Below are 15122 nucleotides of genomic sequence, written 5' to 3'. Positions count from 1 at the left end.
GAGGACGCGCAGCTGATGAACGAGGGAACAGCACCGTGAGCGCACGCAAGCAGCAACTGCTCAAACGCCACCGTCAACGCAAGCGCCTGGTTCTGGCCGGCGCGCTGCTGGCGGCGCTGGTGCTCGGCTTCACGGTCTCGTGGTGGTCGTTGCCGGTGTTTCTCCTGTTGGGCTGGGTGGCTCATGAAGCGTGGTTCTCCGACCATCTGTTCTATGCCCCGAGTGATGATTATCGCTATGACTTCCCGCCAGGTACGCCACAAGTTCCCGTCACGCTGAGTGGCGGACGCCTACAGGTCACGGGTCAGTTCGATGCCCGGCAGACGCTGATCCTGCAGGTGCGGGTGAAAAGTCATTGGCTGGGGCGGTTCCTCGATCCACAGGTGTGGATCGGTGAGGATCGCCAGGATCTTGAACGGGGCGTCTGTGGCGAGCGCTTCCTCAATCTGTCCGGGCAAGAGGCGGCGCTGTCGGCCGGAACCCTGGCCTTGCGCGGACGTTTTTGCAGCCTGGTTCCCGAGGCAACGTTGCATGTACTGAGCAACCCGGATTTCGCCCGGCAGCGCCTGCTGATCGTCGCGCCCCATGCCGATGACGCCGAACTCGCGGCGTTCGGGCTGTACAGCCGTGCCAGCGCGGTTGCGATCGTTACGCTGACCCAGGGTGAAATCGAGGCCGAGCGTTATCGCGACATGGGCCTGGATCCCGCCGAGGCCGCTCGTCTCAAGGGTCGCCTGCGCAGTTGGGACAGCCTGGCCGTGCCATTGTGGGGGGGCGTGGCGCAACAGCAGTGCGTGCAGCTGGGTTACTACTGCCTGCAATTGGCGGCCATGGCCAAGACGCCGGACCAGGCCTTTGGCTCGCGGGAGTCGGGCGAGAGCGATATCCGCCAGGTTCGTCGGTTCAATGCCTTGAACCTGCCGGGTGACGCGGATGGCCTGCCGACGTGGCGCAACCTGGTGGCCGACCTTGCGCGGCTACTCGAACATCACCGGCCCGAGGTGGTGCTGACGCCGCACCCCGAGCTGGACCCGCACAGCGATCATGTCGCCAGTACCCGGGCGCTGATGGAGGCGATCGAACTCAGCACCTGGCGGCCACAGACATTGCTGCTCTATGCCAATCACCTGCACGACAACGACCGCTGGCCGATGGGCCCGGCAGGCCATGGCATTGCGCTGCCGCCGGCCATCGAACCGTTGCCGGCCGATGGGTTGTGGAGCCCGTCGCTGGACGCCTCCACCCGCATGGACAAGGCCATGGCCCTGGGCATGCAGCATGACTTGCAGGGCCGACCTCCATTCAAGCGACGGCTGCGCCGTATCATCCAGCGACTGCTGGCCGGGCGCCGCTGGCCCAGCACCGGAGAAGACGAATTTTTCCGCAAGGCGGTTCGGCGCCACGAGCTTTTCTGGGTCCGGCGGCTGAATGGGACGCCGCCGGAGGACGACCAGGCCCGTCGACCTTGAACCGTCGAGGTGCCTCGGCCAGCCCGTGCATCTCATCCGATAACCGCCATGGACGAGCCTTCCCCAACCCTGTGCTAATATCCCGCCCCTGTTCATTTTGTATGTGGGATGCTCCATGAAGTTGTCCATGCCGCGATTCGATCAAGCCCCTGTATTGGTGGTCGGCGATGTCATGCTCGACCGCTATTGGCATGGCGGTACATCACGCATTTCCCCCGAGGCGCCGGTGCCTGTGGTCAGGGTCGAGCACATCGAGGATCGGCCCGGTGGCGCCGCCAACGTCGCCTTGAACATTGCCGCGCTCGGCGCACCGGCGTCCCTGGTCGGCGTGACCGGCGACGACGAAGCCGCCGACAGCCTGGCCAACAGCCTCAAGGGCGCGGGCGTGCGGGCGATATTCCAGCGCATTGCGCACCAGCCGACGATCGTCAAGTTGCGGGTCATCAGCCGTCATCAGCAACTGCTGCGGATCGATTTCGAAGAACCGTTCGCCACCGATCCTTTGTCTCTTGGCGCCGAGGTCGATCAACTGCTCGAAGGTATCAAGGTGCTGGTGTTGTCGGACTACGGCAAAGGCGCCTTGAAAAATCACCAGACGCTGATCCAGGCGGCCCGGGCCCGGGGTATTCCGGTGTTGGCCGACCCCAAGGGCAAGGATTTTTCCATCTACCGTGGCGCGAGCCTGATCACCCCGAACCTCAGTGAATTCGAAACCATCGTCGGTGGCTGCGCCGACGAGCACGAGCTGGTAAGCAAAGGCGCACAGCTGATGCACGACCTGGAACTCGGTGCGCTGCTGGTCACCCGGGGCGAGCATGGCATGACCCTGTTGCGTCCTGATCATCCGGCGCTGCACCTGCCGGCCCGTGCCCGTGAGGTATTCGACGTGACGGGGGCCGGCGATACGGTGATTTCCACACTGGCGGCGGCCATCGCCGCTGGCGAGGAGCTGCCCCACGCGGTGGCCCTGGCGAACCTGGCGGCCGGTATCGTGGTTGGCAAACTGGGTACGGCGGCCATCAGCGCTCCGGAGCTGCGTCGCGCCATCCAGCGTGAAGAGGGTTCCGAGCGTGGCGTGCTCGGGCTGGAGCAGTTGCTGCTGGCCGTCGACGACGCCCGTGCGCACAACGAAACAATCGTGTTCACCAACGGTTGCTTTGACATCCTCCATGCCGGCCATGTGACGTACCTCGAACAGGCCAGGGCCCAAGGCGATCGCCTGATCGTCGCGGTCAACGACGATGCCTCCGTGAGCCGTCTCAAAGGGCCGGGCCGGCCGATCAACAGCGTTGACCGCCGCATGGCGGTGCTGGCCGGCCTTGGCGCGGTGGACTGGGTGATCAGCTTCAGTGAAGGCACGCCGGAAAACCTGCTGCGTCAGGTCAAGCCGGACGTGTTGGTCAAGGGCGGTGACTATGGCATCGACCAGGTCGTCGGTGCCGATATCGTTGCGGCCTATGGCGGCACCGTGAAGGTGCTGGGGCTGGTGGAGAACAGCTCGACGACGGCGATTGTGGAGAAGATCCGCAATAACTGAGCCGGCTCAAGCTAACGCAGTTGTGAGCGAGGGCTCTTGTGGCGAGGGGATTTATCCCCGCTGGGCTGCGAAGCGGCCCCGTTTTTTGCGGTTGCTGCGCAACCGAGCGGGGATAAATCCCCTCGCCACAGGTCCTGCAATCGACCATTGTTACCGCTGCCTTGACTAACGCACCACCTTGCGTGGCACGATCTTCTTGAGCAACTGCCGGGCCTTGCCCTTCAATCGGGTCAGCCCGGATTCTTTTCCTGGCGGCGTCAGCCCTTGCTGGCGCAGCCAGTCCTTCCAGCGAATCCGCTCCTCGCGCACCAGCCAACCGTCCTGCCGGGCGAAGCTTTCGGCCAGATACAACCCTCGGGTGCTGGCCGGGTATAACTGGTCCTTCTTCAACGTATACAGCTCGGGCAAGGGTTGCCCGTCCTGCAGCGGCATCAGGTAGAGATCGGGCCGCTTGCGGTCCAGGCGCGCGACCAGTTGGTCGCCCTCCAGCCGTTCATCGACATGGAAAAGGCTCAGGGACTTGGCTTCCTTGGGTACATCCAGGCGCAAATCGTAGATCAACTGCAGCGATGCCGTGGGCAAATGGACGTAGGCCCTTGGGCGTTCGATCAGTTGCAGGTTGGCGCAGCGCACCGGGCGAGCCGAGCCCGATAGCGGGGCCAGCCGAAACGGCAAGGCCTCACGGTAATGCAGGGCGCTTGAATAGGGCGCCGGCAACCACGTGTCGTTGAAACGTCCGCCGAGCCAGCCTTCAGGGGTTTCCAGCAGGCATTCTTCGGCAATTTCGTTGATCGCGGTGAGCAGCGGCAGGTTCAGTTCATGGGCCGGGACGTAGCCGGAAATCAGCTTGAGCACTACATCGCCGCGATCCTGTCGGCGTTGACGCACGAGCACCCAATAATCGCGGTTCTGCCAATGCAGGGTCAGGCGCACCGAGACGCCCAGGTTCGCCAGCTCCACGGAAAAACGCTCGGCATCGTCGACTGTCACGGGGCGGCGGCGCTGCAAGGTCTGGGCGAAATTCAGCGGCATGCCCACGCTCTGGTATGTCAGGCCTTCGGGCGTTGCTTCGACAGCGAGGGGCAGGGTCTTGAAGTTGCTCGGGTTTTTTCTGATGAGCGTACGCGGCATGTCGGCTCCTTGCTTAAGACCGCGTAGGCGGCGTCAGTTTTTACGCAGGACCTTGGCTACGGTCGCGACGTTATGGGCGAGGTGCAGCGGATTGATGGTGCCGACAATAGCACTGGCAACCCCGGGATGCTCAAACAACAGTTCGAAGCTGGTGCGAACCGGGTCTTCGCCGGGGCTCAGGCAGACGTGACCGCTGGCCAGGGCTTTTTTTACCAGGATCGCCTTGCCGTGCTCGCTTGCGTAGTCAATGACCGCCTTTTCGCTTCGTTCGTTCAGATTGTAGGTGACCATCGCACAATCACCTTGCTCCAGCGCTTTTAAGCCACCGGCGACGGTCTTGCCGGAGAAACCGAAGCCACCGATCTTGCCCTCGCGCTTGAGGGCCGCCAGGGTCGGGTAGACCTCGCTGTCGTTGAGGATCGCCAGGTCGTTGCCGTCCGAGTGCACCAGTACCAGGTCGATATACTCGGTTTCCAGGCGTTTGAGACTGCGCTCCACCGAAAACCGCGTATGGGCGGCGCTGAAGTCGTGGCGCGACTGACCATCACTGAATTCTTCACCGACCTTGCTGACGATCACCCAGTCGTGACGCTGGCCGCGCAGCAGCGGGCCGAGGCGTTCTTCGCTGTGCCCATAAGCCGGCGCGGTGTCGATCAGGTTGATGCCCAGGTCGCGGGCCAGCTTGAGCAGCATGCGCGCTTCGCTGTCATCCGGGATGCGAAAACCGTTGGGGTACTTGACGCCCTGGTCGCGGCCGAGCTTGACCGTGCCCAGGCCCAGCGGGGAAACCAGCGGGCCGTTATGGCCCAGCGGGCGATGCAGGTCGTGCAGTGTCGGTAGGCTCATGGCAACAATTGCTCCCAGGCGGGGACGCCCATGGGCGGTTTCGGCAGGGCCGGCAGCGGGGCGGGGTGGCTGGGCTGAATGCCGTCGCGTTGCAGCGCGGTGATTACCCGGTCGGAAAAATCCGGGGCCAGTGCCAGCTTGGTCGGCCAACCCACCAGCAGGCGTCCCTGCTCGGCGACAAAGGCATTGTCCGGACGGGTCAGGCCCGATTGCAGCGGTTCGGCGCGCGCGACCCGCAGGGTGGCCCATTGCGCCGTACTGAGGTCGATCCACGGCAGCAACTGGCTGATTTCTTTCTGGGCGACGGCAATCTGCGCGGCGGGTTCGCGGGCGACGGCATCGCCCTCGGCGAGGTCGCCACCCAGGTACCAGACCCACTGGCCGTCGGCTGCCGGGTGGGTGGTCACGGTGACGCGCGGCTTCGGTCCGCCGCCCAGGCAATGCGCATACAACGGCTTGAGGCTCGGCCCCTTGACCAGCACCATGTGCAGCGGCCGGGTCTGCATGGCCGGCTGATCCAGGCCAAGGGCCTTGAGCAAGTCGGCAGTGCCTCCGCCAGCGCTGAGGACAATGCGTTGGGCGCGGATCTCGCGGTCGTCGACCTTCAGCCCGACCAACTCGCCCTGTTCGTGCAATGGTTCGATGCGCTGCCCGGCCAGCAGGCTGTCACCGGCCAGGTCCGCCAGGCGTGCAATCAGGCTGGGAACGTCCACCACCAGCTCGGCCAGGCGGTAGACCTTGCCCTTGAAGCGCTTGTCCTGTAGGGCCGGTGGCAGTTGCTCGCCCTTGACCTGGTCGACGCGACCGCGCACGGCCTTGCTGGCGAAGAAACTGGTCAGGTTGCCGGCCAGGGTGCCGGGAGACCAGAGGTAATGAGCGTCGGATAACATGCGTACGCCGGACAGATCCAACTCACCGTCGCCCTTCAGGGCTTCGCGCCAGCGGCGCGGCATGTCGGCGATGGCTTCCGAGGCGCCGGTCAGGGCTCCGTGCAGCGCGTATTTGGCGCCCCCATGGATGATGCCCTGGGATTTGACACTCTGCCCGCCACCGAGGCTGGCGCTTTCCACCAGCACGGTTGAAAACCCTTGGCGGCGCAAGCGCGCGTTCAGCCAGAGGCCGGCGACTCCGGCGCCGACAATCAGGATGTCGGTGGAAATAACGGATGGCATGCAGCGACCTCAGTGTTCAAGACGAGGGCGCAGTATACAGACTCGGTGCGGGTGGAATTTGCTGATGGTCAACGTGACAAGTTGCAAAAGGCTTTTGTGGCGAGGGAGCTTGCTCCCGCTGGGCTGCGTAGCGGCCCTGAAGGCTTGGGACCGCTGCGCGATCCAGCGGGAGCAAGCTCCCTCGCCACGATGCATTCCAGTCCATAAACGGTGTGTTTCAGTGCCCGGCGGTTTTTGAAAACAACTGAATCACCACCACCCCCAGCACGATCAACGCCATCCCCAGCATCGCCGGTACGTCGAGTTTCTGGCCGTAGATGAACAGCGCCGCCACGCTGACCATGACGATGCCCATCCCGGCCCAGACCGCGTAGGCGACGCCTACCGGTACGGTGCGCACCACCAGCGTCAGCATCCAGAACGCAATGCCGTAACCGGCGACGACCAGCAGCAGGGGCAGCGGCGTGCTCAAGCCTTTGACCGCTTTCATCGAAACGGTGGCGATCACTTCAGCGCAGATGGCGATGGCCAGGTAGTAATAGGCGTTCATGGGCAGATCCTCATTGACGGTTGCGTGTTTCGATGGGGCCATTCTAGAGAACGAGCAAGTGCGGTAAAGTCATTACCTATCGGTAATCGAGATAGGTTGCGCCATGAATGTTCAATGGAATCTGGAGCAGTTGCGGCTGTTTGTCGGGGTGGCCGAGAAACGCTCGTTTTCCGCTGTGGCTCGGGACCAGCGCAAGGCGCAATCGGCCATCAGCAGCGCGATTGCCCTGCTCGAAGCCGACCTTGGGGTGAACCTGTTCGAGCGCAGCAGCGGTCGCCAGCCCCGGCTCACCGATGCGGGCGAGACGCTGCTGGAAGAGGCGCGGGAAGTGTTGCGCCAATGCGAGCGGCTCAACGGTCGAGCCCTGGCCTTGATGCGCGGGCAGGAGGCTTCGCTGCGCCTGGCCCAGGATGAAGCCATGCCCTATCAACCGGTAATCGATAGCCTGGTGGCGCTGGCCGAGCAGTTTCCAACGCTCGAAGTGCAGCTGGCCAGCGCCGCCCAGGGCGACGTGGCGCGCAAACTGGTGGAACGTCGCGCCGATCTCGGCTTGCTGTTCTATCACGACCAGATCCCCGAGGCGCTGGAGCGGCGGGTGCTGGGCAGTGTCGAGATGGTCACGGTGTGTGGCCGGGGCCATCCACTGGCGCACCACGGCTATGTGTCGTGCCGGGAAATGGCCCGGCACCGGCAGTTGCTGATGGCGACCCAGACCAGCGTCTACCCCGGCAGCGAGCAGGCCAGCCCGCAGGTCTGGCGCGCCGACAGTTTCTACGTGCTGGCCGAATGGCTGAGGAGTGGCCTGGGTTGGGCCTGGCTCCCTCGCCACGTTGTGCAATACCCGGCCTATCTGGGAGATATGGTCGAGCTGAGCAGCGAATGGACCCCGCCGGCCCTGGTGGTGGAGCTGGTCTGGCGTCGCGATGAACCGCTGGGCCCGGCCGCGCGCTGGCTGGCGGAACGTTTTGCCGTGCAGTTGCAGGCGATCGGCTGAAAAACCGATAAACTCCGCCGCCATGAACAGAACTCTCTATAGCGCATTGTTTTATCTGGGGCTGCCGCTGGTGGCGATTCGGCTGTGGTTGCGGGCACGCAAGGCCCCGGCATATGCCCGCCGCATCGGCGAGCGGTTTGCGTGGGGCTTGCCGGCACTGGTTCCGGGCGGCATCTGGGTCCACGCGGTGTCGGTGGGCGAGAGCATTGCCGCCGCGCCGATGATCCGCGCCTTGCTGCAACGTTATCCACAGCTGCCGATCACGGTGACGTGCATGACACCCACCGGTTCGGAGCGGATCAAGGCGTTGTTCGCCGAGGAGCCGCGCGTCCAGCATTGTTATCTGCCTTATGACCTGCCTTGCGCGGCCAAGCGTTTTCTCGATCAGGTTCGCCCGAAACTGGCGGTGATCATGGAAACCGAGCTGTGGCCCAACCACATCCATCAGTGCGCCAGGCGCGGTATCCCGGTGGCGTTGGCCAATGCCCGGCTCTCGGAGCGTTCGGCGCGCGGTTATGCGCGCTTCCCCAGGCTCACCCGGCCGATGCTCGGCGAAATGAGCCTGTTCGCCGTGCAGACCGAAGCCGAGGCCGAGCGGTTTCGCCAGTTGGGCGCCCGCACGGACACCGTCGAGGTGACCGGTTCGATCAAGTTCGACCTGACCATCGACCCGCAACTGCTCGAAAGCGCCAGCGCCTTGCGCCGCCAATGGCAAGCCGTGGACCGCCCGGTGTGGATCGCCGCCAGCACTCATGAAGGCGAGGATGAAGTGGTTCTGGCAGCCCATCAACGGCTGCTCGCCAGTTATCCCGATGCGTTGTTGATCCTGGTGCCGCGTCATCCGGAACGCTTCGATTCGGTGGCGCAGTTGTGTGCGTGTGAAGGTTTCGCCACGGTCCGGCGTTCCAGTGCGCAACCGGTCACTGCACAGACATCGGTGCTGCTGGGCGACACCATGGGCGAGCTGCTGTTTCTCTACGCGCTGGCCGACAGTGCTTTTGTCGGCGGCAGCCTGGTGCCCAATGGCGGGCACAACCTGCTCGAACCGGCGGCACTGGCGAAACCGGTCCTCAGTGGGCCACACCTGTTCAACTTCCTCGAGATCGCCGCGCAACTACGGGCGGCCGGGGCGTTGCAGGAAGTCGAAGATGCCGAAAGCCTGGCCCTGGCGGTACAGCGCCTGTTCGAACTGCCCCGCGATGCCCAACGCATGGCCGAGGCCGGGTTGAAGGTGATGCGCAGCAACCAGGGTGCATTGCAGCGATTGCTGGACGGGTTGGGGCGGTTGCTCGGTTGAGCTTTTGTGGCGAGGGAGCTTGCTCCCGCTCGGCTGCGAAGCAGTCGTAAAGTGGGCACTACGGTTCTGGCTGGCAGAACGCGGTGACTGGTTTTGGGCCTGCTTCGCAGGCCAGCGGGAGCAAGCTCCCTCGCCACAGGGGGATTGCTTGCAGGTGTGTTACTGCGCCGGCCGCGAGCGCAACTGCTCTGCTGCCGCCTGTGCCAGGTCCGGCGGCAGGAAGTCCTTGTCCGGGTTGTAGTCGGGCTTGAGATAGCGTGACAGGGCTTGCAGGTCTTCCGGGCTCAACGTCCCGGCGGCCTGCTTGAGGCGCAGGTTGTCGAGGATGTAGTCGTACCGGGCGTTGTTGTAATCGCGCACCGAAGTGTACAGCTGGCGCTGGGCGTCGAGCACATCGACGATGTTGCGGGTGCCCACCTGATAGCCGATTTCCGTGGCGTCCACCGCGCTCTGGTTGGAAATGATCGACTGGCGCCGGGCCTGGACCTGTTCCACATCGGTGTTCACCGCGCGGTGCAGGTTGCGGGTGTTTTCCACCACCTGGCGGCGCAGGCCTTCGCGCTGCTGCTCGGTCTGGGTGAGTTGCGAGTAGGACTCGCGCACCTGGGAGCTGGTCAGCCCGCCGCTGTAGATCGGAATGCTCAATTGCAGGCCGATGGTGCGTTGCTCGGCGTCGCCACCGTAGCGCTGGCCGGTGGGGTTCGGGTTGGTAAAGCCGAGACCGTCGTTGTCACCTTTGCGGTATTGCGCGATGGCGTCGAGGGTTGGCGCGTGGCCGGCCTTGCGCTGGCGCAGGGTGTCTTCGGCGGCGGTGACGGCGTAGTTGCTGGCCAGCAGGTTGAGGTTCTGCCGGGCAGCGGTGTCGACCCAGGCCTTGGCGTCGTTGGGCGCCGGCGGCAGGATCGGCAGGGTGTGGACGACGCCCTGGATCGCATTGTATTGGCGGTTGGTCAGGGTGATCAGCGCTTCGAAGGCATCTTCGACCTGGCGCTGCGCGATGATCCGGTTGGCCCGGGCGGTATCGTAGCTGGCCTGGGACTGCAGCACGTCGGTCTTGTCCGAAAGACCGACATCAAAGCGTTCGTTGGACTGGTCGAGCTGGCGCTTGAACGCGGCTTCCTCGGCCTTGGTCGAGGCCAGGTTGTCCTGGCTGCGCAGCACATTGAAATAAGCTTCGGCGCTTTGCAGGATCAGGTTCTGCTCGGTGGCCGACAATTGCAGCGAGGCTTGTTCATTGACCGATTTGGCCGCCTGCAACTGGAACCAGCGGTCGGCGCGGAAAATCGGCTGGGACAAGGTGGCCTGGTACACCGTCGAGCTGCGGGTGGCGGTCATCGCCGGCTGGTCGAGCTCGGTGCGGGTGTTGTTCAGGTCGGCTCCGGCCGAAAGATTGGGCAACAGCCCGGCGCGGGCCTGGGGCACCACTTCTTTCTGGGCGCCGTATTGGGCGCGGGCGGCGGCCAGGTCGGCGTTGTTGTCCACCGCTTCCTGGTACACGCTGACCAGGTCGGTTCTGGTGGATAACGGGGCTTCGGCGGCCCAGGCCATTCCATTGGTCGCACAAGACACGGCAAGGGCCAGTGAGAGTTTGCGCAGCATGAGGCGATCCCTACGTTCAAGATTGAATGCGCATAACAGGCGCGCGGCGTAGCGAGTGTAGTTGCGCCTACGCACGGCAACAATCCTGTATATGCGCCATTCATCACGGCTTTTGCCCTGGCGATGGCGTTCTGCGCCGGTTGTGTCTAGACTGGCCGGGTTCTTGTCGGGGTGCCTTGCTATGAGGCTGAGATCGAATAATTTCGGATCCCGTTGAACCTGATCAGGTTAGCGCCTGCGTAGGGAACAAGATTTCTCGTCACCCGGCGAGTCCTCTTGTGCTTCGTCCGGGATGTTGTTCGACAATCGACTTTCGATCTTCGAACAGGCTCGAGCAGCAAGCACAGCGTTCGCACTTTCGTGCAGGGACGCGTCCATTCGCCACAGGTTCGCTCCGACAAAAATCCACTGCCTGGATGTGTGTCTGGAGAGCCCGTGATGACGACAAAATCTAAAAACGCGACCAACCTCAGTGAATCGGCCCAGGTCGATCAGCAGTCGGTCCAACCGTTTACCCGCTCGCAAAAAATCTATGTCCAGGGCAGTCGCCCGGATATCCGCGTGCCGATGCGCGAAATCAGCCTCGACGTGACCCCCACCGACTTCGGCGGCGAAATCAACGCGCCAGTGGTGGTGTACGACACCTCGGGGCCCTACACCGACCCGAACGTGATCATCGATGTGCGCAAGGGCCTGGCCGATGTGCGCTCGCCGTGGATCGAAGCCCGTGGCGACACCGAGCGTCTCGCCGGCCTGAGTTCCAATTTCGGCCAGGAACGCCTGGCCGATCCCGAGCTGACCAAGCTGCGCTTCGCCCATGTAAACAACCCGCGTCGCGCCAAGCCGGGCGCCAACGTCAGCCAGATGCACTACGCGCGCCAAGGCATCATCACCGCCGAGATGGAATACGTCGCCATCCGCGAAAACATGAAGCTGGAAGTGGCCCGCGCCGCCGGCCTGCTGGACCAGCAACACGCCGGTCACAGCTTCGGCGCCAGCGTGCCGAAAGTCATTACCCCGGAATTCGTCCGTGACGAAATCGCCCGTGGCCGCGCGATCATTCCGGCCAACATCAACCACACCGAACTGGAACCGATGATCATCGGCCGTAACTTCCTGGTGAAGATCAACGGCAACATCGGCAACAGCGCGCTGGGTTCGTCCATCGAAGAAGAAGTGGCGAAGCTGACCTGGGGCATCCGCTGGGGTTCGGACACGGTCATGGACCTGTCCACCGGCAAGCACATCCACGAAACCCGCGAGTGGATCATCCGCAACTCGCCGGTGCCGATCGGCACCGTGCCGATCTACCAGGCCCTGGAAAAAGTCGGCGGCGTGGCCGAAGACCTGACCTGGGAGCTGTTTCGCGACACGCTGATCGAACAGGCCGAGCAGGGCGTCGACTACTTCACCATCCATGCCGGCGTGTTGCTGCGTTATGTGCCGATGACCGCCAAGCGCGTCACCGGTATCGTCAGCCGTGGCGGTTCGATCATGGCCAAGTGGTGCCTGGCGCATCACAAGGAAAACTTCCTCTACACCCACTTCGAAGACATCTGCGAAATCATGAAGGCCTACGACGTCAGCTTCTCGCTGGGCGACGGCCTGCGTCCGGGCTCGATTGCCGACGCCAATGACGAAGCGCAGTTCGGCGAGCTGGAAACCCTCGGCGAGTTGACCAAGATCGCCTGGAAGCACGACGTGCAATGCATGATTGAAGGCCCGGGTCATGTGCCGATGCAGTTGATCAAGGAGAACATGGACAAGCAGCTGGAATGCTGTGACGAGGCGCCGTTCTACACCCTCGGCCCGCTGACCACCGACATCGCGCCGGGCTACGATCACATCACCTCCGGCATCGGCGCGGCGATGATCGGCTGGTTCGGGTGCGCGATGCTCTGCTACGTCACGCCGAAGGAACACCTCGGCCTGCCGAACAAGGATGACGTCAAGACGGGAATCATCACTTACAAAATCGCCGCGCATGCTGCCGATCTGGCCAAAGGGCATCCGGGCGCGCAGATCCGTGACAACGCCTTGAGCAAGGCGCGGTTCGAGTTCCGTTGGGAAGACCAGTTCAACCTCGGCCTCGACCCGGACACCGCCCGCTCGTACCACGACGAAACCCTGCCGAAGGACTCGGCCAAGGTCGCGCATTTCTGTTCGATGTGCGGGCCGAAATTCTGCTCGATGAAAATCACCCAGGAAGTGCGTGAGTACGCGGCCAACCAGCGCATTGAAGCGGTGGATGTCGACGTCGCCCAAGGCCTGGCGGAGCAGGCGGAGCGGTTCAAGAAGGAAGGTAGTCAGCTTTACAAGAAAGTCTGATCTGAGCGGCGCTCACCCCGTGGCGAGGGAGCTTGCTCCCGCTCGGCTGCGAAGCAGCCGCAAAACCAATCACCACCATTCTGGCTGCCAGAACGCGGTGACTGGTTTTGGGCCTGCTACGCAGGCCAGCGGGAGCAAGCTCCCTTGCCACATCAGCGACCCAAAACAATAATCTCCCCTGAGATATCTCTGTGAACATCCAACCCAGCACCTACTCCCCAGACACCGCCGTGCCCCTGGACAAACGCGTCTTCGGCGCCCGCGATCTGTTTTCCCTGTGGTTCTCCCTGGGCATCGGCCTGATGGTCTTGCAGGTCGGCGCCTTGCTCGCGCCGGGCCTGGGCCTGAGCGGTTCGTTGCTGGCGATTTTCCTCGGCACGCTGATGGGCGTCCTGCTGCTGGCGGCGGTCGGGGTGATTGGCAGCGACACCGGCCTGTCGGCCATGGCCGCGCTCAAGCTCAGCCTCGGCGGCAAGGGCGCGAGCGTGCCGGCGGTGTTGAACCTGCTGCAGCTGATTGGCTGGGGCTCGTTCGAAATCATCGTCATGCGCGATGCGGCCAGCCTGCTCGGCGCCCGTGCCTTCAGTGAAGGCAGCTTGGGCACCAACCCTTTGCTGTGGACCTTGTTCTTCGGTGCGTTGGCGACCTTGCTCGCGGTCAGCGGACCGTTGACCTTCGTGCGCAGGGTCCTGCGCAAATGGGGCATCTGGTTGCTGCTGGCGGCTTGCATCTGGCTGACCTGGAACCTGTTCGCCAAGGCTGACCTCGCCGCGCTGTGGGCCCAGGCCGGCGACGGTTCGATGTCGCTGGCGGTGGGTTTTGACATCGCCATCGCCATGCCGCTGTCGTGGTTGCCGCTGATTGCCGACTACTCGCGTTTCGGCAAGCGCGCCAAAAACGTCTTCGGCGGCACGGCCGTGGGGTTCTTCATTGGTAACGTCTGGCTGATGAGCCTCGGCGTGGCCTACACCCTGGCGTTCGCGCCGAGCGGTGAGGTCAATGCGTTGCTGCTGGCCCTGGCCGGTGCCGGGTTGGGTATTCCGTTGCTGCTGATCCTGCTGGACGAGTCGGAAAACGCCTTCGCCGACATCCACTCGGCGGCGGTGTCGACGAGCATGTTGTCGGGGCTGAAGGTCGAGCACCTGGCCTTGGCGATTGGTGTCATCTGCACCGTGATCGCCTGCTTCGCGCCGCTGGCTCAGTATCAGAATTTCCTGCTACTGATCGGCTCGGTGTTCGCGCCGCTGTTCGGCGTGGTGCTGGTGGATCACTTCATCCTGCGCAAGCGCAGCAGCCAGGTGCGCTCAGTCGCGTTGCGCTGGCCGGCGTTGTTGGCCTGGCTGGGCGGGGTGAGTACCTACCACCTGCTGGCCAACTTCTATCCGGACATCGGCGCCACCCTGCCGTCGCTGATCCTGGCAGGGTTGCTGCAGCTGTTGCTGGGCCGGGCTTTCAGCTACGGCCGGGAAACAGCTCGGGCTTGAGGATGCCGTTGAGGCGTGGGTAGGCGATCTTCAGTTCGATGTGGCCCAGGGCGTACGGCGCAATGGTGCTCACTTCGTATTTGAGGATCACCCCGCCGTAGGTCAGCGCGATGTGCGGGGTTTTCTGGAAGGACCACTGTTTCAGGAATTCCGGTTCCTGATCCAGCTTGGTGCTGATCAGCCAGCTGTTGTGGGCCACTTGCGCGGCTTTCCAGAAGGCTTCTTCCTGGCCGGGCAACAGCATGTCCGACAGCGCCAGCACCTTGTGCTGCTGGCGCGAATAGTTGATGAAGCCGCGACCTGGGGTGCCGTGAGCGCCGCTAGTGTCCAGGTAGCTGGACAGTTCGATGATCACCAGGCCGTCATGTTGTTCACGTACCTTGGCCTGCAGATAGCTGCTGTTGCGCGGTGCGGCGCTGCGCAGAAACTGTTCGCGATAGGCGGCCAGGGTCGGTGCCACCGGGGCGTCCGGGGTCGTGCGGGTCATTTGCAGCAGACGTTTTTCGATGATCCCGTCCAGCGCGGGCTCAGTGGGGAAATGCAGGGTGTCGATGTTGACCAGCGGGCAGTCGGCGCTGGCGCAGCCAGGCTGTAATTGCTCCGACGCATCGCGAGTGGTCTCCAGCGGGGCGCGGTAATTGGGTTGGAACAGGCTCTGGCAAGCGCCCAGGATCAGGGCAATGGCGGCCAGCGAAGCAATCTTGAAAAGCGACAT

The 15122-nt window shown here is 63.7% G+C and carries 12 protein-coding genes and 1 riboswitch; of the genes, 6 read left to right on the top strand and 6 right to left on the bottom strand.

The window, feature by feature from the left end:
* Positions 1–35: 35 nt before the first annotated feature.
* Together PSH78_RS24000 and hldE are read left to right on the top strand one after the other, a co-directional pair.
* A complete protein-coding gene (locus PSH78_RS24000) occupies positions 36–1469 on the top strand; it encodes a PIG-L deacetylase family protein (protein ID WP_305497255.1) in 1434 nt (477 codons plus the stop codon).
* A gap of 115 nt (positions 1470–1584) precedes the next feature.
* On the top strand, positions 1585–3006 hold the full coding sequence (hldE, locus tag PSH78_RS23995) for a bifunctional D-glycero-beta-D-manno-heptose-7-phosphate kinase/D-glycero-beta-D-manno-heptose 1-phosphate adenylyltransferase HldE (protein ID WP_305497253.1): 1422 nt from the start codon (positions 1585–1587) through the stop codon (positions 3004–3006).
* A gap of 165 nt (positions 3007–3171) precedes the next feature.
* Here the strand turns inward: hldE and PSH78_RS23990 are convergent, their stop codons facing one another.
* The 4 genes from PSH78_RS23990 to PSH78_RS23975 form a co-directional block, all read right to left on the bottom strand.
* Positions 3172–4137 carry a metal ABC transporter ATPase gene (locus tag PSH78_RS23990; RefSeq protein WP_305497250.1) on the bottom strand — a complete coding sequence of 322 codons (966 nt, stop codon included), beginning with the start codon at positions 4135–4137 and terminating at the stop codon, positions 3172–3174.
* A 33-nt stretch (positions 4138–4170) separates the two neighbouring features.
* Positions 4171–4983, bottom strand: a complete 813-nt coding sequence (locus PSH78_RS23985; protein WP_305497249.1) for an aldo/keto reductase — start codon at positions 4981–4983, stop codon at positions 4171–4173.
* On the bottom strand, positions 4980–6155 hold the full coding sequence (locus PSH78_RS23980) for an FAD-binding oxidoreductase (RefSeq protein ID WP_305497248.1): 1176 nt from the start codon (positions 6153–6155) through the stop codon (positions 4980–4982). The genes PSH78_RS23985 and PSH78_RS23980 overlap by 4 nt, the downstream gene beginning before the upstream one ends.
* 217 nt (positions 6156–6372) lie before the next feature.
* On the bottom strand, positions 6373–6705 hold the full coding sequence (locus tag PSH78_RS23975; RefSeq protein ID WP_305497247.1) for a multidrug efflux SMR transporter: 333 nt from the start codon (positions 6703–6705) through the stop codon (positions 6373–6375).
* A gap of 103 nt (positions 6706–6808) precedes the next feature.
* On the opposite strand from PSH78_RS23975, the gene PSH78_RS23970 reads away from it, so the two are divergent.
* The gene (locus PSH78_RS23970) at positions 6809–7699 is read left to right on the top strand and encodes a LysR family transcriptional regulator (RefSeq protein ID WP_305497246.1); all 891 of its coding nucleotides are present in this window, start codon (positions 6809–6811) and stop codon (positions 7697–7699) included.
* A gap of 22 nt (positions 7700–7721) precedes the next feature.
* Positions 7722–8996, top strand: a complete 1275-nt coding sequence (gene waaA / locus PSH78_RS23965; protein ID WP_305497245.1) for a lipid IV(A) 3-deoxy-D-manno-octulosonic acid transferase — start codon at positions 7722–7724, stop codon at positions 8994–8996.
* 159 nt (positions 8997–9155) lie between these two features.
* Here the strand turns inward: waaA and PSH78_RS23960 are convergent, their stop codons facing one another.
* The gene (locus PSH78_RS23960; RefSeq protein WP_305497244.1) at positions 9156–10595 is read right to left on the bottom strand and encodes a TolC family outer membrane protein; all 1440 of its coding nucleotides are present in this window, start codon (positions 10593–10595) and stop codon (positions 9156–9158) included.
* A 157-nt stretch (positions 10596–10752) separates the two neighbouring features.
* A riboswitch (TPP riboswitch) is annotated at positions 10753–10858 on the top strand.
* A gap of 175 nt (positions 10859–11033) precedes the next feature.
* On the opposite strand from PSH78_RS23960, the gene thiC reads away from it, so the two are divergent.
* Complete coding sequence (thiC, locus tag PSH78_RS23955) at positions 11034–12923, top strand: phosphomethylpyrimidine synthase ThiC (protein ID WP_305497243.1); 1890 nt, start codon at positions 11034–11036, stop codon at positions 12921–12923.
* A 191-nt stretch (positions 12924–13114) separates the two neighbouring features.
* A complete protein-coding gene (gene cytX, locus PSH78_RS23950) occupies positions 13115–14407 on the top strand; it encodes a putative hydroxymethylpyrimidine transporter CytX (RefSeq protein WP_305497242.1) in 1293 nt (430 codons plus the stop codon).
* Here cytX and PSH78_RS23945 read toward each other — a convergent pair.
* A complete protein-coding gene (locus tag PSH78_RS23945) occupies positions 14376–15122 on the bottom strand; it encodes a DUF3298 domain-containing protein (protein WP_305497240.1) in 747 nt (248 codons plus the stop codon). The genes cytX and PSH78_RS23945 overlap by 32 nt on opposite strands.

It is taken from the genome of Pseudomonas sp. FP198, assembly GCF_030687895.1.
Lineage (GTDB): Bacteria > Pseudomonadota > Gammaproteobacteria > Pseudomonadales > Pseudomonadaceae > Aquipseudomonas.
The sequence above is the reverse complement of the archived record's forward strand: the minus strand, read 5'-3'. Positions and strand labels throughout refer to the sequence as shown.